The organism is Spartinivicinus poritis, from assembly GCF_028858535.1.
GTDB classification, from domain to species: Bacteria; Pseudomonadota; Gammaproteobacteria; order Pseudomonadales; family Zooshikellaceae; genus Spartinivicinus; species Spartinivicinus poritis.
On sequence record NZ_JAPMOU010000057.1, the window covers coordinates 1 to 22,632 of the forward strand.

A 22,632-nucleotide genomic window follows, 5' to 3' on the forward strand; every position below is an offset into this window, starting at 1 on the left:
AAATCCTCTCATAACAGTGGATTATACACATGATGCTGTATTATTGAACCTAGAAATGATTCGCGACTGGTATATAAAAATAGAAAGGCTCCCTTTGGGAGCTTTTCTATTTCTAGGGCAACTGATGTATAGTTGACTGAAGATAAGTTATTGCATAGGAGGGTATCTTGATGACTTGGTTTCAAAAGACTATACAGTTAACGCCAAAGCAGCGAGGCTTTCATCTTATTACTGATGAGTTGGTTAAAAAATTAACAGAAATAAGTGAATTAAAAATAGGTTTAGCCCACTTTTTCATTATGCATACATCGGCATCTTTAACTATTAATGAAAATGCAGATCCAACTGTAAGAAGTGATTTTGAGGCCCATTTTAATCACTTTGTACCGGAGAATGCTGCTTATTATCAGCACACCTACGAAGGTCCTGATGACATGCCCGCACATATTAAAGCCAGTTTACTAGGGGCTAGTATAACAGTCCCGGTAAGTAGAGGGTTGTTAGCGTTGGGCTCCTGGCAAGGTATTTATTTGGGAGAGCATCGTAATCATGGTGGGAGTCGTCGAATAATTGTCACAATACAAGGTGAAAGATTTTAGGTTATAAAATTGTCTAAATATTGACTACAAGAGACCTATAAAAATGCGATAGTTAGCAAAAATATTAAGTTAGAGCTGTTTTTGAATAACTATAGGAAAAATTCTTTGATTGTTTAGAGAGGTATTAATTGCGTCATTATTTGGTAGTGTTTTGTAACTAACTGAAAAACAAGATAAAAAAATATATGCTAGGTGATAAGGAGGAAAAATTAGAAATTAAATTAGTCTATTTATGTAAGTCACTGAAAGGTAAGGGATTGGCTGAATTTATGGCTATTAACTTTACTATTTATATAACACTAGATCATTATAAATGACGTTTCGCTTGGATATATATTGCTATTAAGGTGAAAAAAAACTAAATAATTAAATATTTTTCCTTTTCTTAATTATTCATTGAGCTATAAATGTATTTAATGGCGTCTGAAAGAGGAGTAAAAAACCGTCTATTCAGTTTTAGGATGTTTGGTTATAAATACATGAGGTATAAATAATTATGGCAAGAGAACAAGGCTCTACACCAAAAAAGCGAACTGAAGGTGATTGGGGTAGCATAGGAGGAGATGCTGAAACTTATACGGTTCAATCAAGAAGGAAAGTAAGGGAAGTAATAGAGAAACAAATAGAAGAATTCCTTAATTCAGGCGGCACAATTCAGGAAATTGAGTCAGGGAGAACAGGCGATCACTCGGTACATTAACTTCTAATAAAATCAGAAAATTACGTATAATTTTTTTCATGGCTATTCATATATACCTTATACCAAGGATATATGAATAGCCGAGGTTTTTTAAAAATTAATTTATCTTAACTAATTTAGAGCGATACTCTTCTGGAAGATTGTTTAGAGAAACAACTTGTAACGTCTTATCAAGTCTATTGTTAGACTGATAACTGGTAGCAATTAAGTCAACTTGTGCAGTATCTTGGAGTTTAAACATTGCACCAGTCAAAGGGTCAACAATAAGCATACCTATTAAACCACCAAGAAATAAATTGCCAAAATACCAACCATCTGTGCTGGTAATCATAATACTCTGCTGTTGATAACCTTTTTTGGCAAAAGCAATTGTATAAGAGCTACTTGAAAAATAACCGTTGCCGCTTGCTAATTCTACTGTTTCTGGGATTTTTCTTGTATGGACCGTTTCACCCAACTCATTCCTTATGGTGAAGATAGCATTTTCTGGCGCGTGGATTATATCGGTTTAGAATGGTATGTAAAGAGCTTGTACGTATTTTTTACTTGTTTCAGGTTGGTAAATAGGCAACTCTATATGAGTTGCTCCATAATCAAAAAACTGATAATGGATTATTGTTTATTTTAAAAAAGTCTGCTTATGAGTGAGTTTGTTGATGTGAGTCGGTCGGATATCACTTATCTGACATAAACCAGCTTTTTCATCTAGCATTATATCGAGTAACTTTTTCAAATGAATGCTGGTTGCATATGGATTTGTAGACAGTTATATCCAGTGCGAAGGGTGTAGATGAGAGGGTATCCTAATGTATAAGATAGCATCAATATTATTTATTATTACAACACTTTCAGTCGCCTCTGCGCAAGCAAATACACTGATTTTTAATACACAAGATTTTCCACCATTCAACTACGAAATCAATAATGTTGTAGAAGGACCTGCAGCTGAAGTAATCAGAACGGTATGTGATATGCAGGGGTTTAGCTGTAAGTTTAACTTGTTACCATGGCGTAGAGCTCAAAACGAAGTAAAAAATGGTAATGCAAATGCTATGTTTGTGATTGGCTGGAATAAAGCTAGAGCTGAATGGTTATATTACTCCCCGCCTTTAATGCAGACTGAATATGGATTTTTTGTCAGAAAAAATAATAACCTTACTTATTTGGATAGCAAGGATATTGCTGGGTATAAAATTGGGGTTTTTGGCCCGTCAAACACGTCTAACTCATTGAATAAAATAAAGGAGTCTATGGCTTCAAAGGGGATAAAACCTATTGATATAAAAATGGTATCTGATGATGTTAATATATTTAAAATGTTAGACGATCCAAACCGAAATCTTAAAGGGGTATATTCTAATAAAGATGTAGGTTTGGCAATAATTAATCAAGTGAAATTAAAAAATATTCGATACGCTGGAGCACAAAAAAAGCTTAAGTACTTTATTGGGTTTAGTAAAAAATATACAGATAAAAAGCTAGTTGATAAATTTAATCATGGGCTAACAGAATTGCACAAAAGTGGTAAGCTTCAAGAAATATTGTCGAAATTTCATATGGAGGCGGCCTCGTTAGAGTAACGTGGTTTGAGATATTATGAAATTATGCAGTTTATGTTTGGTGATACTAATACTAGTCGCCACTTTGCATAATGAAGCAGGCGGAGACACGCTAAGTTTTAATACTCAGGACTTTCCGCCATTTAGTTATGAAAAGCAAGGTCGTGTGGAAGGGGCTGGGGCTGAAATTATAAGGGCTGTTTGTAATAAAATGCAAATCTCTTGTACGATAAGACTACTCCCTTGGCGTAGAGCTCAAGAAGAAGCAAAAAAAGGAAAAGTCAATGGGCTGTTTATGATTGGAAAAAATAAAGTTAGAGAAAAATGGCTTTATTTTAGTTCACCTATAATAGAAACCCAATATGGCTTCTTTGTTAGAAAAAATGATAATCTCAATTATCAGGAATTAAGCAATATTGCAGGATATCAAGTAGGAGTATACGGCCCCTCAAACACTTCTTATACTCTTGAAACAATTAAATCTCAAATGTTAAAACAAGAGATTTTTCCAATAAAAATCACCTTTTTACCTGATGATATTGGGTTGTTTAAAATGCTAGATAAGGGTAGAGTTATAGAAAGTGTTTTTTCAAACAAGGCTGTTGGGTTTGAAATTATCAAAAATAATAATCTTGAAAGAATACGCTATGCTGGCTCATATAAAAAACTATATTACTATGTGGGGTTATCAAAGCAATATACACCTAAGAGCGTAGTCGATAGTTTTAATAATAGATATTTTGAGTTATGCTCAGCGGGCGTTATTGGTAGTATATTGGATCGATTTGAATTAGAGAAAGCGAGCCTTTAGTCTAAGTTTTGCAGAACTTTCCTTATGTGTTTAGCTATAATTAGAGGTACTCTAAAGCAAAGGAATGCTAATTATGAAGATACTTCAATATATTATGATCACTATGCTGTCAGGTTCTCTGGCTTATGCATTACCTCCTGGTCATCAATTAAATGTTAGTTGGCAAATATTAGATAATTATCAAGATGGAGCCAATAGCTTTCGCTCTCAGTTAGTTATTAAAAATGATAGTAAAGAGCTGCTACCTGCTAAAGGCTGGGAGATTTATTTCAATTTTGCAAGGACTGTGAAAGTCGGTTCATATCCTGATTTTGTTGAAATACACCATGTTAATGGTGACCTCCATAAAATAACACCTGGAGTGAAACCTAAATCATTAGGTTCTGGTAAAAGCATAACTATTCCATTTGATGCTAGTTTTTGGGCAGTTAATCATACCGATAAACCAGCAGGTTTTTATATTGTTTATACTAACCCAGATAAGGGAGAAGAGCATATAGAGGTATTACCTGAGGTTGAGTTTATTAAGCCTAGTGAACCTAAACAGTGGAATCGAATAAAAGCAGATATTTGGCCGCTAGCTACAACTAAATGGCATTTTAAAAATAATAAAAGACTTCAACTTTTACCAAAAGAGCGGTTATCGGTGGTGATACCAGAGCCTGTTGAGGTTAAAAAACTTGAGTTGAACTGGCAGCCAAATGCGCCAATTAGAATTATCACTAGTAAAAACCTAACAAGTGAAGCTGACGTCTTAGCTAAGCAGTTGACGATAATTTTAGGCTACCAACCACAGGTAGTAAATTCAGTTAAGCCTACAACATCTGATATTGTGTTGCAGCTAGCAACTGAATCTGCGAATGATCTAGAGGGCATCCACAGTGAGGGATATCACCTTACAATAACTGATCAAGGAGTCCAGATTGTTGCAAATACTAATCAGGGTATTTTTTATGGTGTGCAAACATTGTTAGCTCAGTTTGATATCAATAGTGCAGATGAAGTATTAATAGATCTTCCCGGAATGTCTATAAAAGACTATCCAAGGTTTCTCTATCGAGGGCTTCATCTCGACGTGGCCAGGCATTTTCAACCGATAGCTGAAGTAAAAAAACTGATTCAGGTAATGGCTTATTATAAATTAAATCGCTTGCACCTGCACTTAACTGATGATGAAGGATGGCGACTTGAAATCAAGGGGTTAGAGGAGTTAACTCAAGTAGGAGGGCGTAGAGGACATACTACAACAGAAGAAGAATATATTTTGCCGTCTTTTGGTTCAGGGCCATTTCCTGACATAAATCAAGGAAGTGGCTTTTATTCAGCTGCTGATTTTATTAAACTTTTAAAGTTTGCTAAAGCCCATCATATTAGGGTAATACCTGAAATTGACTTACCAGGCCATGCTAGAGCTGCTATTAAGTCAATGGAGACGCGTTATAGACGTTTGACTAAGCGGCAAAATGAGCTGGCAAGTAAATATTTGTTATCTGACTTAGCTGATCAATCAAGCTATCAGTCTGTGCAAGGATGGAAAGATAATGTTATTAATGTATGTTTACCATCTACTTATACCTTTGTAGAAAAGGTATTGAAAGAAATAAAAGAGCTATATGGACAGGCTAATGCAGAACTAACAAGTGTGCATATTGGGGGAGATGAAGTGCCTCAAGGTGTATGGCAAAAGTCCCCTATATGTCAGCAGCTAATGCAAACGAAAAATATGAGTTTGGCTCATGTGGCCTTATTAAAACAGTATTTTATACATCGGATAAGTAATATTTATGCTAAATATAATTTAAAAGTGGCTGGCTGGGAAGAACTTGCTTTTACTCGATTAGGAGAAAATGGTTATGGTGCTAAGCGAGTTAACCCTTTTTATATGGGAGGTAAATTAACTCCCTATGTGTGGAATAATGTCTGGGGTTGGGGGGATGAAGATAATGCTTATAAACTTGCTAACAAACAATACCCGGTAGTATTGGCTAATGCAACCAACTTGTACTTTGACTTGGCCTATGAAAAATACCCTTCAGAGCCAGGCTATTACTGGGCCAATTTTACGAATACCGAGTCACCTTATCAATTTGTACCTTTAGATTTATTTCAAAGTGCTAAAACAGACAGAATGGGAAATGTGATTCATCCTGATCAGTTTGAAAATAAGCAGCGTCTGAAGAACAAAAATGCTAGTTATATACTGGGTTTGCAAGGGCAGTTGTGGAGTGAAAACATGAAAACTACTCATTTATTAGAGTATTTTGCATTGCCTAAGTTACTAGGTTTGGCTGAACGAGCCTGGGCTAAAAAACCAAATTGGGTTGGCGATAAAAAAATAAATACTAAGTTGTATAACCAGGCTTGGAATCGTTTTGCTAATAGGGTTGGTCAAGTTGAGTTGACTAAGCTTGATAGACTATTTGGTGGTTTTCACTATCGATTACCCATACCAGGCGCCATGTTAAATGAAGATGGACTGGTGACAGTTAATATTAGTTTGCCAGGTACTGTTGTTAGATATACTACAGATGGTTCAGATCCAACAGCCAGCTCAGAAATTTATAGAGAACCTTTTAGTGCAATTGGGCCTGTTAAATTAAGGGCGTTTACTCGAAACGGACGAGGCGGAAGAACTGTGGAAGTTGAAGCGAAATAGCTATATAAGGGGAGTAGCTGTAATAGTGGTGGCGCTAATTGAAGAAGTAATGAGCAGTAAATGGTGTCACTTCACTGCTCATTGTTTTTTATTGTATTTTACTTATGTTGAGCTTAATAGACGCTGCCTGGCAACTAAATAACCTAACCCTAATAATGCTAAACCAAAAGTCGCTGGAACAGAAATTCGTGTAATTTTTACATCATCCACTAGTAGTAGTGATTGATCTAGATAGACATTATCGGCAAATCCTTGGAAGCCAATAAAGCTTGGCAAGTTGTTTTGGCCTACAGCATCCTCAAAGGTATAGCTGAACTCATGCCAAGTACCTGTAGCTCCAGTAAGGTCAATGCTTTTAGTCACAATAAGGCCATTTTCAAAAAGCTGAAAAGTGGGGTCGATAGCTTCTAAAGCGAGCCATTTAAAGCTAATTGTGTCACCCACTTTCCAGTTAGTCTCTGCTCGAATTGATGCATGAGCGGGTAACACTGCAAAACGATTGCCTTCAGCTGCAGTATAACGGGTTCCATTATGTATAAGTTGGTTGGTCGTATAGGCTACCTGATGGCCAACTTCGTGGAACCAACCACTAATATCATTGCCCTGGCCTGCTTCAAACCCACCATTAGTAATGTTGATTGGGCTAGCAAGTGCCGTTGCAGAGCATAATAGCCCAGAGGCGAATGCTATTCTCTTAAGCCAGTTATTCATTAGGAGGTTTCCTGTTAACTGCAATATTTGATTAATTTAAATTACAATGTCTTTGCTTTAATGAGCAATCAGTAATCACCGTTAAATTGAATGCTAATTCACAGTTTTAAATGAATCCGCTGAGGAAATAAGTAAGTTATTTATATCTCTTTATGAAGGTATGACAGTTGTATTCTTATAGTGTCATAAATATTTACATATTGCTGCTTGCTTTTTATTGGAATGATAATTGGGCTAATAGAAAGGAGAGGCAGGAGATGAAAGAAGATTGCCTGAGTGAAAGTGTATATTGTTAGTAAAGTGATTGTTATAAACCCTCTATAAATTTTGCAATAAATGTCCTTGCTGCTTTTGACATTTCAATAAACTCTATTCCAAGCTGAAAGTTATATAACTTAACAACAACATGCTTAATCTGAGATTTTGCATATATAGTCATCTTATCTCCATTATGATGTCCTTTAATCATAAGAGATACTTGCTGCCCTATTCTAAGCTTGATGGGTGACTCTACTAAAACACCTGCTTCAGAAATATTAAGGGTAGTTACTCTAAATATATTACCCGAATGTTTAATTATTGCTGGCCACTTAATGCTTTTACGTGAGAATTGACGGCTTTCCTTATGCTTTAAGTTTTGCATAGATTATACCTTCGTAAGTAGCTGAGTTATATTTAGGGTACCGATAATAATGGTTCACCGCTTTGTTTAAGACTCGATCAGCCTACAGAGATGGCTATAAGTAATTATTAAAAATTTCTCTCAGTAACAAAAGTGACTAGTTTTGAAGATCACTGATATATTAGTGGCTTTTAGTGGTAATGATAACACTATTAGACAGAATTTGTCGTAAATTTTTCTGATGTTTTTGCTGCTTATTAGCTAAAACCATTTACACTTTCTTATATGCTTGGCATACAGAATAAGTCAACTCACTTACAGGACACGCGTAAAAATGTTCTTTTCCACGATAGCGTCGTTGTGCTTAGTTCCTTCTGCATCCATTCAGTTACCCTTACGATGCTGCCTTATTCTTCCGAGAAGTCACTATGTTTAAAAGGTGTACTGTATAAGGGTAGTTGTTAAAAGATGATATAACTGTTTAACGTTAATGATAAAAAAAATACACATTAAAATAACATTAACCATAATGGTTGTAACTTTTATTCCAATTATGGTATTGGCAGCTATTTTTGCTTATCAAAGCTATCAGTCTGCACGAATATCCATAGAGGAACAAGCAAAAGAACAGTTGGTCGCTATTTTAGAAATAAAAAAACAGCAGGTGGAACAGTACTTTGAAACGATTCATGATCAAGTGATTAGTTATGCCGATAATAGAATGATTATAAACGCAATGCGAGATTTTAAACATGCTTATAAGAGTTATACACAAGAACTCGAAGCTTATGATATTGACCAGTTTAAAACTGAATTATTGCAGTATTATCGAGTGGATTATAATGCTGAATATAAGCGTCGTAATAGTGGTGAAGAAAAGCTGTTAGAGTCACAGTTCCAGTTGTTAGACATTGAATCCATAACTTTACAGTATGCTTTTATTAAAGCAAATAAGTTTTCAGTTAGAGAGAAGGATGAATTAGTCAATTTAAATAATAATACAGGCTACGGAGCTGTGCATGCTAAATATCATCCTCATATTAGAGAGTTTTTAAAACGGTTTGGCTACTATGATATTTTTTTAGTTGATTATGAGACGGGTGATATTGTTTATTCTGTATCTAAAGAGCTGGATTATACGACATCTTTAATCGATGGTCCATATGCTGACTCTGCAATAGCTGTAGCTTTTAAAAAAGTAGCCAATGACCGCCAAAGAGCTGTATATTTAACTGATTTTTCCAGTTATGTACCATCATATGATGATCCTGCTGCCTTTATAGCTACGCCTATTTATGATGATAACAATAGAGTAGGTGTATTAATTTTTCAGATGCCAGTCGATAAAGTTAATTTAATAATGACTCATGGACGGTTGTGGCGTAAATCAGGGCTGGGAGAGACAGGAGAAACGTATTTAGTAGGCTCTGATTTTACCATGCGAAGTATTAGCCGGTTTTTGATAGAAACGCCTGAAAAATATGAGCAGGGGCTTATTAATGCTGGAGTTGAAAAACATACCGTTGATAAAATTTTAGCAAAAAATACTTCTATCGGTTTGCAACCAGTGACTACTCCAGGAGCAAAGCTCGCATTAGCTGGTGAAAGGGGATATAAAATATTTGAAGATTATAGAGGAGTACCGGTACTTTCTGCCTTTAGCCCGGTTTTTATTGCAGGTTTAAAGTGGGCTATTTTAAGTGAAATCGATGAAGCAGAGGCGTTTAAGAAAGTTTATAGCTTTCGAAATCACATTATAAAAGTCAGTCTATTGTTTGTGGGCTGTTTTAGTTTGGTAATTTTTTTGATTAGCTGGTTTATCGCTAAATATATTACTTTTTCAGTGATAGACAACACTCAACGGCAGCTTTAAAAAACTAAGCCAGCTGTAAAGCTGGCTTAGTCAAGACGTTGTAAACGTTATAAATTAACCGTTTCGGTTGGTGGCGGTAGTGGTGGTGGAATATCATCCGGTAAATCACCATCATCGTCATCATCTGGTGTAGGTGGTGGAGGTACCGGGCCTGGATCATCGCCATCATCATCTGGCTTATCTGGGTCGCCAGGTGGAGGTGGCGGCGGCGGAATGTCCGGCGGCGTATCATCATCCGGTTTATCTGGATCACCTGGTGGCGGCGGTGGTGGTATATCTGGTGGTGTATCGTCATCATCATCGTCTCCTGGTGGCTTAGGAGGCGGTGGTACAGGGTCATCATCGTCGGGTTTGTCAGGGTCGCCAGGTGGTGGCGGTGGAGGCATTGGGTCATCCGGATCGCTGGTATCTAAACAACTTACAGGTTTTTTCGAGATGACTAATGCATCCAGGTAGCTCTCCATTTCCCCTTCCATTGCCTGGGGTTTGGTTGTTGCCAAACTGCTGTTAGTTGGTTGCTGGCTGTTTTGCTCCGCCATTGCCCAGCTGTTTTCAAACTGAATACCGTTAATCGCGTATTCTCGCCATTTACCTGTCCAGTTCAAATCAGTTAGCGTGTATTTTGAGTAGGGCTTTCCATCTACTGCTATCTCATATACACCATTTGCTTTGTATGGAGTAGTACTATTCAGCTTAAGGTGTACAATAACACAGTGCCATTTGCCTTTACTTAAAGGGTTGTTATCATCTCCGTCTGGCTTATCTGGTGGCACAGGAGGGGAGGGTGGTTCTGGATCACCAGGAGGTGGCGGAGGCGGTGGGATATCATCATCAACTTGGTTCACCGCAAAATTACTAAGTGTCGGCTTTTCTGGCGGTGTTGGAGGTGGCGGCACAGGTGGCAATGGATCAGTATTTTCACCAAGCTGGGTTAAATTTTCCATGTCATCCCACTTGGTAGTTTTTAATGTGGAATCTGGATTTTTTGGATCAAAACCACTATAAGCTAGTAGGTTTGGTTCTCCGGAAACGACGGCTGTTTTGGATTTATCATGTGAAAGTGTTGCGACAAATGCTTGTGGGCCAAACTGATCAGAGCCTGCTGCAACGCCAAATGCTCTTGTAATATGAGTTGGCCAGCCTGAAGTACTGTTCGGGTATTTCACATAAAAACGGTAATATACCTCATTAATTTTTTCGTCAAAGTAAGGCTTAGCGCCTAAATCGTCTATAGAGTTGTTGTAGGGGACTCGGCCAAAATTACGCCGAAAGCTACCACTATTTTTACTTTCACTATCTGCTTTTAAACGTAAAGCATATTTACCATGGGCAGGGTTAGTTTCAACTCGTTGTAGTGAGTTTGCATCCTTACCAGGCTTAACACTGTTTTTACCGTATTTTTCTGTTAAGGAGACCGTGGTTTCAAAGTCATCACACCATAGCCACTCAGGGTGCTTGCTTTGCCAATTTTCACACTCATTCATGCCAACAGGGTCGTCTCCATCTCCATCATCGTCGTCATCATCTGGGGTATCTGGAGTGGTATTAACGGTCACTTCTAGCTTATGTTCTGCGGTGGCATTTTTGTTATCCGTCACCGTTAGGGTAACCATGTAACTACCTGCACTGCTATAGCTATGGTTTGCAGTCGCGCCATCACCTTTCATGCTGTCACCAAAATTCCAGCTATACTGAGTAATGTTGCCATCTGGATCAGAGCTAGCACTCGCATCAAAACTACAGCTTAGTTCACTACAAGAATGAGAAAATTTTGCGACAGGTTTTTTATTGCCTGGTGGATTGGGTTTGTCGTCATCATCACCTGGGCAACCTGTAAGCACCATGACACAAGCACTATATAATAAGGTTTTTGCAAATTTAGGAGTCATCATATTAGCCACTTCATTGATCATTCTCTTTTGTGTGGAGCCTTTGTTGCTTACAATTTACTAATTACTTTCCATGAACCTTCCATGACGTACTAGCCATTTCAGATATATCCGAGCTAGGTATATTTCTGAAAGAATCGACTTAATTGAGATTGAGTAATTTAAATAATCTTTTAATGATCATTTCAAAATATCAGGTAATACAGATTTAGAGATAAATAACAAACATTAAATTTGAGTAAGAAATCATTAAAATTACAATTAATATCAATCCTGTTAACTAGCTTTAGCCTTAAACAGATGACAATCTAAACACATCAGTTTTTAGTAATATTTGTCAAGACTCACAGAAATTGTTTATCTAGCAGCCAACTCACAAGAACTTGAAAAGATATACACTAGAAAGTGAGTGTAGGCATAATTTTTTATGTAAACTTACACAATTACTGTTTTGGTTTGAAACATCTTTCGGAGACAAGTAGGTTGTGTGGATATTAAGGTGGCTGTTGTTGGCAGTGGTTCTGGCTGGTTTAGTAAGCTTTATTGGCTTATTTGGGAAGTATCACTGGCTAGCTGATCTAATAAATCATTTCCGTTGGTATTATCTGGCTGTAGCGATATCGGGAATAATCGTGTTTAGTCTGGTGAGGAAGTGGCACTGCTTTGGACTTGCAATCATGACGGTTGGGCTAAACTATGAGGTTATTTATTTGTATAAAAGTCAGCCTAATAGTGACAACAATATAGTGAAAGAGAGTTCTGCAGCCTTATCAGTTGCTCAGATTAATGCTAATTTTAACAATACAAATACAACGTTATTGCTGCAATGGTTACAACAGCGGCAGCCAGATATTGTTGCTGTTGAAGAGTATACGCCTGTGTGGGCACAAGCGTTTAAACAATTGGAGAAGCTTTACCCATATAAACTAGAACAGCCAAGAAATGGTGGATTTGGTATTGCCTTGTTTAGCCGCTACCCTGTTGAAAACTTACAAATTCAGTATTTTGGTCCTGATCAGCTGCCTTCAATTACAGGCGTTCTAATTTGGCAGCAGCACAAAATTCAACTGTTGGTTACTCACCCTGTACCACCTATGTCTCAATCCATGGCAATTTCTCGTGATTTGCAGCTAGAAGAAATTTCCTTATGGTTAAAAAACCAGTCTGATCCCGTAGTATTATTGGGTGATTTAAATACAACTCCTTGGGGACACAGCTTTAAAAAGCTTATTGATGCGGCTGAGTTAAAGTCTACACGCACAGGTGTTGGTTTGCTCCCTAGTTGGCCAAGCAAAATACCTTTAATTCCTATTGACCATATTTTGTTAAGCAAAACAATAAGAGTAATTAGTATAAAGGTAGGGCCAGATATTGGATCTGACCACTTACCAGTGATTGCTGAGATAGGGTTAAAAAATAATTTAATCGACAGTAATAGATAGCCTGCTTCTCTCCCTTGCTTTTGCCCAGGGGGAGCGTTTATCACCAATTGACTCAAACCAATACATTTCATTTGCGTCTATTGGAATCAGACCTGAAGTTAAAATCAGTCGTTTAAAGCCTCTGTCGTATAAAGTTTTTGCCCATTCACAGCCTGTTATTTCTTCTCCTATAAATTCATTATCAATATAAATGGGTGTATTTTTAGAGATTTGATCTGCATGTCTCTCGAACTCCATTGGGCTTTTCAATGATAGTAGTTTGGCTGGATGCATTTTAGCATCTAGCTCCCAGCAAACACGGATACCTTTATTATCTTCAATATGCACAGCATCATAATTAACAGATGCTAATGTGCTTACCTCTATAGATAACCAATTAGCGAGAGATTTTGGTAAAACTTTAATCCCTAGTTGAGAACAACGCTCTATTACATGGCTACTTTTATAGTGACTGGTCACTAAAATACTGTGCTGAGCTATCTGCAGAGCCTCGATGATATCAAGCCCAGTTTTAGCTTTACCTATTAGTTCGTAATCTGATAAAAACAACAAGGGACGGTGGGGATTAATTTTTTTCTGGTAAAATTCAATGGCCTGTGTCTCATTGAGGAAATAGTTAACCTCTATGCGCGAGTCAGTCAAAGGGAGGGATTCTAGACGGCTCTGCCATACACGATGCATACTGATATCATCGTCTAGAATCATGACTTGTGAATTTGCAGGCAATACTAATAAAGGCAAAAACCAGGAAGGAGTTGCTTGTAGAGGTAATATAATAGTTATTTGAGTGCCAACACTAGGTTCAGAACATACAGCCAGCTGTCCTTGCCATGATTCTATTGTGGTCTTGGCATGGGATAAACCTAAACCTGTGTTACCAGGTTTACCTATACTTACCCCTCGCTTTAATACGTTATTAATGAGCTTATTTGGAATACCTTGACCATTATCAATGATCGTAATAGCAGCCTTATTATTTAACTCTTGAAGCCTTAGTTGAATATTAATGCTGCTTTTATTTCCTTTGGCTTCTACTGAGTTATTAATTAAATTAGACAGCACTCGCCGTAAGGTATTAGCATGAATATTTGCAAATAACCCATAAGCATCGTTATCTACTTGTAACTGTAGTTCTATTGCAGGTTGGAGACGGTATTGTACTCGTTTTTCTGAAACTACTTCTTCTAGTAAAGTAGATAATAGCTGCTTGGAAATTTGTTGTTTAGCTGGGTCTTTATCAGCATTTTGCTCACGTTCCACTACTAGCAGGCCATTGGCAATGTCATTGATGCTATCAATGGCGCGACGAAAGATAATGCGGTTTCTTTCAGGAAATACTTCTAAGGATTGCTCAGCAACCATTTCTAAGGCTGTCAGTGGAGAGCGAATATCATGGGCAACCTGTGCCGCTATTTGATTGATTCCTTGTAGATTTGCCATGCGCTTTTCATTTTCAATAAAATCATTAAACCTGTCAGCCATGGTGGCAAACTCGTCAATAAAATAGCGTTCTTCTCCGCTTCTCTCTTTAGGGCTGCTTGATGATTTATCCATTGCCACATCTAGAACCATTTTGGCTTCACTGCAAATACGTTTTACAATTCGGTAAGTGATAGAAAATACCAAAAGCACAAAAGCAATATAAATAGCTGCTACAATAATTAAGTGGTGTAAGATTTTTTGGTGAATAATGGAATCATTAAAGTAAACGGTAATGGTACCTCGTTGATCCTGTTTAAGTAGAGGGTTGTAATAAATAACCCTAGAAACAGAATACGTTGATTCGCTTGTATTACAATGGGTTTGTTGTATCAAGTTTGTATTGATATCTACACAGTCAACATTTATCCTTTGACGAAGGGTATGAAGCAATTGGTTGGCCTGAGAAGTTTCTTCTAAATGCGCAAACTGTCCAGCATATTGTTCTGCAATAATTTGGTCTTGCTGACGCTGTGCTTCTGTCGCATGCTTTACGAAGTACCAGGTTTCACCTAAAAATACCAAAAAGCTGGTAATAAAAAACATGATACCTACTACCATGCCCAGGCATTTTTTTAAGCTGGCTCGTTCAAACTTGCTGACATTTTCCCCTTTTTTATAGTTAATAAAAGCAAGTGAAGCACCGATAACGCCTAATACTGACATCATGACGAAAATGCCCATATGAGGAACGCCTGCAATTAGAATCAGTCCTGCAATCATTGCGTAGGTTAGCCGAGCCAGTAAGGAGCCGCCACTAAACCAGCTGGCTTTAAACTCATCCGGCACAAAACGGTGACTATCAGAAGTAATTTCGGCGCGCAAGGCAAAAGAGATTGGATAAGCAACCAATATCACTGAAAAAATACATCCTAGTTTGGCAACTGTTGATATACTGCTATAAAAAGTAAGTGCTACTACTGCAGATAATAAACTTAAGCACAGTGTTCCTAACCAGCGGATAGACCTTAGTTTAGTTTGTTTGGAAAGCCAGGGGATAAAAAAACGAGAAATTGCTATACCAAAAAAAGTAATTACTACAGCGGCTCCCATACCCCCGCCCCAAACAAAGATCATTGGTAAGTTTGCTTCTTTAAATAAGTAATAAGACTCACCGACTAAGAATAGATTACAGACTTGTAAGAAAATATGTGAGTATGCATAGGTACATAAAATTGGAAATGTAGCCTGAGCAGATAGAAATAATTTTGTTATGGTTATGTCACTGGTAGAGTTGCCTTCTTTTATAGAGATAGTGCTGAAGTCTAGATCTTTAGCCATTTTAAAATAGACTACTATTTGAATTAATAGCACATACAGTATCATTCCAAGTGGAACTAGGGCGATATATTCCTTCGAAACCTGAGAAAAAAACTCTGTTTGTAATAATAGGCCAATGCCTAGTGCTATTAGGGGTAGTCCAAGGCGAATCCATATACCGTACTTATAACTGGCAAGAAAAAGAGGCGGGGCATCGCTGATTTTAATAGTGTTCTGCTCAAGCTTTTCTTGATACCAACGTTGATAAGCTGCTTGGTACGAGCCACTGGTAAATGCTCCATTAAGTGCGCTGAACAGCTGTCGCAACACTAAAAAAGATAGCATCAATATATAATAGCCCTGTATAGCGAAAAAAATAGTTAAACCGAAAAATAAAGTAGATATGAAGTCACAAAATAGTCCTAGTCGAACTGAGAACTTCCAGCCAACACGGTCTCCTAAGTACCCTGTAGGGATTTCTAAAATTGCAGATAGAAAAAATAGCAGAAAAGTAGATAGAACTATACCTTCTCGTCCAAAACCTTCTGTCGTGGCAATAATGCAATAGACGATTAAGCCAGTAGCCAGATTTCCACCACTTAACAAGCCGTCTGTATGGCCAAATTGTCTCAACAGCTTTTCTGTATAAATACTGGACATATGAGTTCCTTCTGAGTAACAACTAAGCATATGCTCAGCGCTTACATAATTTTTAGGCAGTTTTAAAATAGAGTGCCTTATATTTTGGCTAATAGAAATAAAATTTTAAGTATGTAAATATAAACAAACTTAAGCTGTTTTTTAGTTTAACTATAGCTGGTATATTGATTTGAAATAATGTTATGTGCTGTCAAGGCTTAGGCTTTTGCTATAGTAAAGATTGTGTACTAAAAAGTAACATGCCATACTTAACTCGTTGTAGCTTATCGTTTATTTTTTGGAGGAAAAAATATGAGAAATATTTGCTTATTGGATGGTGATGAGTGTTAGTTAGTAAAGTTAGCTTTAAAGGTTATATTACTAATCTAGTAATATGAGGTAGCATCTTTAGCTTTACTTCTACTTTAGTGACTTATCAATACTCAATTTTAGGAGGGGGGCAGTAGTAGTCTATCCCCCTGTTGTTCCCAAATATCTGTGCCTTTATTTACTCATCCCCGATCAGAAACATATAATTTATTGTTTCTCTCCTTAAGTAAACGAAAATCCCCTTTTCATACTCGCAAAATGAGTGGTACTAATATTACTATTCTATGAATAATACGACACGGTATCAGGCTAATAGTGATTAATCAAGCATTCAATTTAAGACAAGACGGATACCAAAACAATGTTTGTTTTTACTTACTCTCTTTTGGCTGCAAATAACTGTTTGCTCAAGGGTAGCGAGTATAGTTAATTTCTTCAGATATTGGGTTTTTATGATGTTTCAGTAGAGAAAAGTTAGTTACTTAAGAAGGCTAGAAGGCTGATAAGAAAGACTGTTATTGACCTAATAGAGAGGGGGAGTAGGCCTGCACTGAAATCCCATTTCAGCATACAGACATCACTACTTGGTCATTGGTCAACTGTTGGATAATCTGAGCTGCTCTTTGGGGGGCTTGCTCTGGGGAATGCCACTGGCATAGCTGTTCGCAAACTTCGGCAAAGGTAACTCCTTCTATAATGAGTTGGATAATCTGCCATTCATCTTTGAATACAGAGCGAAACTGTGTAACTAGCTCTTTGCGCCATATCAGCCAATAGCACGTATTTTGTACAACGGCAGGTGGTGTATGGTCTGCTTCAAGAGATTGCCAAATGTTGACCACATTGGTTTGATATTGGAGTACTTGTAGGCTAGGAACTAACTTGAGTTGTATGGCCGACCATTGATCTGGGGCAATTGTAGCTAGCTGCTCAATAGCAATAACCTCACTACTTGCAGCATCAAAAGCGGCTCTAAGTTGCCATTCCCAGTTTGCTAACTCAACTACTATTGGCTGCTTAGAAAATAAAGGATGGTGCTTTAAGAAACATTGCATATTACTACCAAACCAACGTAGGGATGGATCAGTAGAAGACATTTGTTTTATATAGTCAGCAATCAACTGGTTGTATAAGTCATCACCCAATAACTTACCTAAACAGGGGAAATCAGTATCCAACGCTTCTTTTAGACGCTGACTATAGGCATTTTTGTAGATGGCTAGCCCTGGTGTTTCAGTGGTCACCAGGTGCTTAACTTCACTAGGTTTGCCTTGTAAAAATGCAAGAAACTCTTTTTGTAAATTAGCAAGCATTGGCATAACCTTGATAGTCTGTATAAATAGGCCCTGCAATGGCTCTAGCTTGGTTTAGTTCAGCCAGTAATTCTGAAAAAGCTGGCAGATTATCATCACGCTCTATCATCGTTGATACAGGGCCATATAATTGAGCAGCTTCCTGATAGAGGCTCCATACATTGTCAACGACCGGCATGTCATGGGTATCAATAACATAATCGCCATAGTCGCTGTGACCAGCTAAATGATGTTGCATCACTCGTTCAGCAGGAATACCATTTAAGTATTCTGTTGGGTTAAACTGATGATTGCGAGCGCTCACATAAATATTATTTATATCTAACAAAAGATAGCAATCTGCTCGTGTCACTATTTCCTTAATAAACTCCCATTCAGTCATTTTTGAATCAGCAAAAGTGACATAACTGGATAAATTTTCTAATAAAATTTGTCTGCCTAAAAACTCTTGTACATATTGAATACGAGAAACAATATGTTGTATTGTTTGTTCTGTATAAGGAAGAGGTAATAAGTCATGGCTGTTTATATGATCAACCCCTGTCCAGCATAAATGATCAGAAATAAAAATAGGATTAATTCTTTTGGCTAATTTTTTTAGCTGTGTTAAATAATCTTGATTTAAAGGATCTGTACTGCCGATAGAAAGGGATACTCCATGCATCGCTAGAGGGTATTGCTCACGAATAGCATCTAAATAATACAGTGGTTTACCACCTGCAACAAAATAGTTTTCTGATATTATTTCAAACCAATCAACATTAGGTTGGGTTTCTAAAATTTCCTGATAATAGTCATGGCGCAACCCTAGGCCAAAACCATAAAAAGGACGATTCATTCGGGTTGCCTCCATAATTGTGGATATAGAAACAGTTGATATATCTAGTGAGGGATAAATGGACGTTGGACATTATCAATAATGACGGACTATTAATAATTACCAAATCCATTTATTCTCAAAAATTACTTTTCTTCTTTAACCGTACCACCTTTAGCTTCACATTCTTCAGCAGACATATTCAAGTAACCCTGGCCTTTACAAGAACCATGACCTTTACAGGCATTACTTGCAGTAGCACAGTCGTTATGGCCTTTACAGCTATTAACACCCCAGCATTGAACCTGACTGGCTTCAGCACTAGTTGCTACTTGAGAACCTAAAGTAAATAAACCCGCAGCAACAACAGCTAAAGCAGTACCTGAAACTTTCTTTGGTGTACTCATCATATACTCCTACTACTCATAGTAATTTCATTAAATTAAGCATTGATCAATGACTCAACCCTAAAGACAGGGCAGAAAGAAAATTAATTTCAGTCGGGTAATTAAAAATGAATAAATTAGCTTCGGTCTTGTGACTTTATTCAAGGTTAGAGTTTTCGAAACTAACCAGAATAATCTAACATCCGAGGCCAACATTTTAACGGCATAATATTTTTTGTGGCCTGATGAAGTATTTGGGCTATTAAGTAGAATGCTTTTAGAGGTGCCCTAAATTATATTTTTATTCTTTTAATTGCTTTTGGTAATTCACTTAGACAACTAATCACTGCATCGGGTTTTATGTGGTAATCCCATGAGCTTTGCTCTGGGTTAAACCAGATGGCTTTTAGTCCCACTTCTTTGGCACCAATAACATCATATTCTGGATGGTCGCCGATGTGTACAATTTCTTCAGCAAGCACTTTGGCTGCCTGAATACCTGCTTGGAAAAATACGGGATCTGGTTTGCTGGTGTTTAGTTCGTCTGCACAAAAGGCAAAATCGAAATAATCACCTATCGACAGGCGTTTTATATTGACGTTACCGTTGGTGAGTACGCCCAGGGTATATTGTTGGTTTAATTCTGCTAATACAGATTCCACATAATCAAAGTAATTAACCTGGTGGCGGGCATGGAGAAATACTTCCATAGCTTGTTCGGCACCGTTGGTAGCCTGTTCAGTATAGCCAGCTTGGCCCAGTAACTCTTCAAGTGCAACCTTTCTTAAGTTAGTTACTTGGTGGGTGAGGGCTGGGTTGGCTTGTTTTATTTGGTCCTTAAACTCTCTGAACTCTCCAGTGGTTGTATCTATATCATGGTGATCATTTATGTTGGGAAATTGAGCTAGCAGCCATTCGATAACAGCTCGCTCAGCTTTTAGTAAAACAGGTGTGTTATTCCATAGGGTGTCATCAAGATCAAAGGTGATCGCTTTAATTGTCATTAGGATTACTGCTTGTTGAGGATTTTTTACGCCTGGCTCGTGGGTGGCTGCTGTCGTATACGTTGGTTAATTGGTTGAAATCTACATGAGTGTACACTTGTGTAGTGCTAATATCACTGTGGCCCAGTAATTCCTGTATAGCGCGTAAGTCACCGCTTCCTTCTAATAAATGAGTAGCAAAACTATGGCGCAGCATATGAGGGTGCAGGTTGCCTGGTAGCCCCATGAGTTGAGCAAAATGTTTTACCCGGTTTTGGATTTGACGGTTACTAATTCTATTACCCTGCTTTGAGACAAAGAGAGCAGCTTCACCTTGTTTGGCTAACTGGCCACGGGTTGTCAGCCATTTTTTTAAACAAGTGCAGGCATAACTACCAATTGGTACCAGTCGGGTTTTATTACCTTTACCAACCACAGTTGTTTGTTGTTGGCTAAGATCAATGCCACTAATGTCAAGCTGTGATAGCTCGTTTAACCTTAATCCTGATGAATAAAAAAGCTCTAAAATTGCATGATCTCTAATTAATAGTGGGTCGTCAGGGGTTGTATTTAACAATTGAGCAGCTTGGTCAACATCCAGTAGTTGAGGTAGTTTTTTAGCTGCTTTTGGTGCTTGTAAGGCAACTGTAGGGTTTTGCAGCGAGGGGTGTTTACTGCAATAAAAATTATAGAATGAGCGAATGCTGGACAAGTGTCGCTGTATTGAGCGGTGATCTAAGCCATCATGTTTTAACTGGCTTAGATAGTGTCTGAGTTGTTGAGGTGTTATTTGCTCCCAGCTAAGGCACTGCTGGTTGTCTAGCCAGGCTGCTAGCTTATTTAGATCGCGCTGGTAATTATTAAGGGTATGTTTTGCCAGCTGTCGCTCTATACTCAGATAGTTATAATATGCCTGTAGTACTTGATTTAACACGCTTAGTTGGTTGTTCTTGTTAATTGACAGTCTTTGTTAGCTGGATTGTTCTTGAAAGTGGTAAACCAGCTGGCTGAGCACTTCACCAATATGGGTTAAAAATAATGTGCCATTGCTAGTGCGGAAGTGATTCATATCTTCACTACCAATAGCCAAAATGCCCAATAGTCGTTGATGATAAAGTGGTACCACAGCAGCAGAGCCAACCTGATGGGCTTGATCAGGGAAGAGTACAAGTTTTTGCTCTAACTTTAATAGACCGGTAATAGGCTTAGTGCTATCTAGAATATCCCCTAACTGTTTTTTAGCTTCTGCTAACGCCAGGGTTCGGCCATGGGTGTTGAGAGGCTGATCAGCAAAATAAAGTAAGCAGCAGGCATCTGTTTTAAACTGCTCTCTAAAGTGTTCCTCAATAATGACTTGAATGTCTTCCAAACTATTGGCAGCTAGTAAGTTGATAATGAGCCGACGGGTTTTATCAAAAAGTTGGTCATTTTCTCGGGCGATGGCTATTAAATTACTTAAGCGCTTATGCAGCTCTTTATTTTCTTTTCTGAACAAATTAACTTGATGTTCCAATAAAGAAATTGCTTTACCACTAGGGTGGGGAACAATGAGTGTTTTCAGTAAATCAGGGTTGTCCAGAAAGAAGTTAGGGTTAGCTTCGAGATAAGCAACCACCTGCTGTTCGGTGATTTCTTCCGAAAACGCCAGCTTATTGGTTGGTTTTGTCATAACCTAATTTGACCTTCAAATACCCGGCAGGCAGGACCTGTCATTTTTACACTATGCCCTTCGCCTTGCCACTGAATCGTTAAACTACCGCCTGGTAAATTCACAGTTACCTGCTCATCCAGCAAGCCTTGAATACAACCAACGACAACTGCCGCACAAGCGCCAGTACCACAAGCTTGAGTTTCCCCTACGCCACGTTCAAACACCCGCAAGTTGATTTCCTGGCGGCTTAGCACTTCCATAAAGCCAACATTAACTCGCTGTGGAAAGTCAGGGTGTGACTCTAACTCTGCCCCGAGCGTGTTAACTGGTGCGTTATTGATAGAGTCTACTACTAGCACTGCATGAGGATTACCCATTGAAGCAGCACCTAACTCTATTTCACCGCCAACAGTTTGTACTTTATAAGTCGCTTGCTGTTGAGGTGCATTAAAAGGAATTCTGCTTGGTGCTAGCTTGGGTATACCCATATCTACAGTAATATTGCCATCGGCTTCTACTATTAATTCTATATCACCTGACAGTGTTTCAACCTTAATATGGTTTTTGGTTGTTAACTTTTTGTCTAGCACAAAACGAGCAAAACAGCGCGCTCCATTTCCGCATTGCTCTACTTCGCCACCATCTGCATTGTAAATTCGGTATTTGAAGTCATTGTTTGGTTGGCTGGGGGGCTCCACAACGAGTAGTTGATCAAAACCTATCCCACGATGGCGATCAGCCAATGATCGAATTAAATCTTCATTGAGTTTGCAGTGTTGGGTGACTAAATCGACAACCATAAAGTCGTTGCCAAGCCCGTGCATTTTTGTAAAACGTAACAGCATGGTGTTGTAAGTCTATGTGCATCTAAAGCCTGGATATCTCATTAGTTAAGGTTACAAGAGATATCCA

The 22,632-nt window shown here is 38.0% G+C and carries 19 protein-coding genes; 7 read left to right on the forward strand and 12 right to left on the reverse strand.

Annotated features, from left to right (window positions below):
- Window positions 1-170: 170 nt before the first annotated feature.
- Window positions 171-599: a secondary thiamine-phosphate synthase enzyme YjbQ gene (locus ORQ98_RS25025; protein WP_274691558.1), complete on the forward strand. Its 429-nt coding sequence runs from the start codon at window positions 171-173 to the stop codon at window positions 597-599.
- 496 nt (window positions 600-1,095) lie between these two features.
- Window positions 1,096-1,299 (forward strand): hypothetical protein, encoded by a 204-nt coding sequence (locus tag ORQ98_RS25030; RefSeq protein WP_274691559.1) that lies wholly within the window; start codon window positions 1,096-1,098, stop codon window positions 1,297-1,299.
- Window positions 1,300-1,396: 97 nt separating this feature from the next.
- Here ORQ98_RS25030 and ORQ98_RS25035 read toward each other — a convergent pair whose 3' ends face one another.
- Window positions 1,397-1,756, reverse strand: coding sequence for a hypothetical protein (locus ORQ98_RS25035; protein WP_274691560.1), 360 nt, complete (start codon window positions 1,754-1,756; stop codon window positions 1,397-1,399).
- Between the two features lie 349 nt (window positions 1,757-2,105).
- Here ORQ98_RS25035 and ORQ98_RS25040 point away from each other — a divergent pair, with 349 nt between their 5' ends.
- From ORQ98_RS25040 to ORQ98_RS25050, 3 genes are all read left to right on the forward strand, one after another.
- Window positions 2,106-2,879: a substrate-binding periplasmic protein gene (locus ORQ98_RS25040; RefSeq protein ID WP_274691561.1), complete on the forward strand. Its 774-nt coding sequence runs from the start codon at window positions 2,106-2,108 to the stop codon at window positions 2,877-2,879.
- 16 nt (window positions 2,880-2,895) lie between these two features.
- Window positions 2,896-3,669, forward strand: a complete 774-nt coding sequence (locus ORQ98_RS25045; protein ID WP_274691562.1) for a substrate-binding periplasmic protein — start codon at window positions 2,896-2,898, stop codon at window positions 3,667-3,669.
- Window positions 3,670-3,742: 73 nt separating this feature from the next.
- Entirely contained in the window at window positions 3,743-6,325 is a 2,583-nt protein-coding gene (locus tag ORQ98_RS25050) for a family 20 glycosylhydrolase (protein WP_274691563.1), read from the forward strand.
- Window positions 6,326-6,427: 102 nt separating this feature from the next.
- On the opposite strand, the gene ORQ98_RS25055 is transcribed toward ORQ98_RS25050, so the two are convergent.
- Window positions 6,428-7,036, reverse strand: a complete 609-nt coding sequence (locus ORQ98_RS25055) for a hypothetical protein (RefSeq protein ID WP_274691564.1) — start codon at window positions 7,034-7,036, stop codon at window positions 6,428-6,430.
- Window positions 7,037-7,343: 307 nt separating this feature from the next.
- Entirely contained in the window at window positions 7,344-7,679 is a 336-nt protein-coding gene (locus ORQ98_RS25060; protein WP_274691565.1) for a PilZ domain-containing protein, read from the reverse strand.
- Between the two features lie 508 nt (window positions 7,680-8,187).
- Between ORQ98_RS25060 and ORQ98_RS25065 the strand changes: the two genes are divergently transcribed.
- Entirely contained in the window at window positions 8,188-9,531 is a 1,344-nt protein-coding gene (locus tag ORQ98_RS25065; RefSeq protein WP_274691566.1) for a cache domain-containing protein, read from the forward strand.
- A gap of 47 nt (window positions 9,532-9,578) precedes the next feature.
- Here ORQ98_RS25065 and ORQ98_RS25070 read toward each other — a convergent pair whose 3' ends face one another.
- Window positions 9,579-11,423: a PKD domain-containing protein gene (locus tag ORQ98_RS25070; RefSeq protein WP_274691567.1), complete on the reverse strand. Its 1,845-nt coding sequence runs from the start codon at window positions 11,421-11,423 to the stop codon at window positions 9,579-9,581.
- 512 nt (window positions 11,424-11,935) lie between these two features.
- Here ORQ98_RS25070 and ORQ98_RS25075 point away from each other — a divergent pair.
- Window positions 11,936-12,862 carry an endonuclease/exonuclease/phosphatase family protein gene (locus ORQ98_RS25075; protein WP_274691584.1) on the forward strand — a complete coding sequence of 309 codons (927 nt, stop codon included), beginning with the start codon at window positions 11,936-11,938 and terminating at the stop codon, window positions 12,860-12,862.
- Here the strand turns inward: ORQ98_RS25075 and ORQ98_RS25080 are convergent.
- The 8 genes from ORQ98_RS25080 to dapF form a co-directional block, all read right to left on the reverse strand.
- Window positions 12,842-16,261: an ATP-binding protein gene (locus ORQ98_RS25080; protein WP_274691568.1), complete on the reverse strand. Its 3,420-nt coding sequence runs from the start codon at window positions 16,259-16,261 to the stop codon at window positions 12,842-12,844. The genes ORQ98_RS25075 and ORQ98_RS25080 overlap by 21 nt on opposite strands.
- Before the next feature lie 872 nt (window positions 16,262-17,133).
- Window positions 17,134-17,883 carry an HvfC/BufC N-terminal domain-containing protein gene (locus ORQ98_RS25085; RefSeq protein WP_274691569.1) on the reverse strand — a complete coding sequence of 250 codons (750 nt, stop codon included), beginning with the start codon at window positions 17,881-17,883 and terminating at the stop codon, window positions 17,134-17,136.
- Window positions 17,873-18,721, reverse strand: coding sequence for an MNIO family bufferin maturase (bufB, locus tag ORQ98_RS25090; protein WP_274691570.1), 849 nt, complete (start codon window positions 18,719-18,721; stop codon window positions 17,873-17,875). Before bufB ends, ORQ98_RS25085 begins: the two co-directional genes overlap by 11 nt.
- Before the next feature lie 125 nt (window positions 18,722-18,846).
- Entirely contained in the window at window positions 18,847-19,110 is a 264-nt protein-coding gene (gene bufA2 / locus ORQ98_RS25095; RefSeq protein ID WP_274691571.1) for a BufA2 family periplasmic bufferin-type metallophore, read from the reverse strand.
- Between the two features lie 269 nt (window positions 19,111-19,379).
- Window positions 19,380-20,090 (reverse strand): HAD family hydrolase, encoded by a 711-nt coding sequence (locus ORQ98_RS25100; RefSeq protein ID WP_274691572.1) that lies wholly within the window; start codon window positions 20,088-20,090, stop codon window positions 19,380-19,382.
- Entirely contained in the window at window positions 20,080-21,003 is a 924-nt protein-coding gene (gene xerC / locus ORQ98_RS25105; RefSeq protein ID WP_274691573.1) for a tyrosine recombinase XerC, read from the reverse strand. The genes ORQ98_RS25100 and xerC overlap by 11 nt, the downstream gene beginning before the upstream one ends.
- Window positions 21,004-21,039: 36 nt before the next feature.
- Window positions 21,040-21,738, reverse strand: coding sequence for a DUF484 family protein (locus tag ORQ98_RS25110; protein WP_274691574.1), 699 nt, complete (start codon window positions 21,736-21,738; stop codon window positions 21,040-21,042).
- The gene (gene dapF / locus ORQ98_RS25115; protein ID WP_274691575.1) at window positions 21,735-22,565 is read right to left on the reverse strand and encodes a diaminopimelate epimerase; all 831 of its coding nucleotides are present in this window, start codon (window positions 22,563-22,565) and stop codon (window positions 21,735-21,737) included. Before dapF ends, ORQ98_RS25110 begins: the two co-directional genes overlap by 4 nt.
- Between the last annotated feature and the right edge of the window lie 67 nt (window positions 22,566-22,632).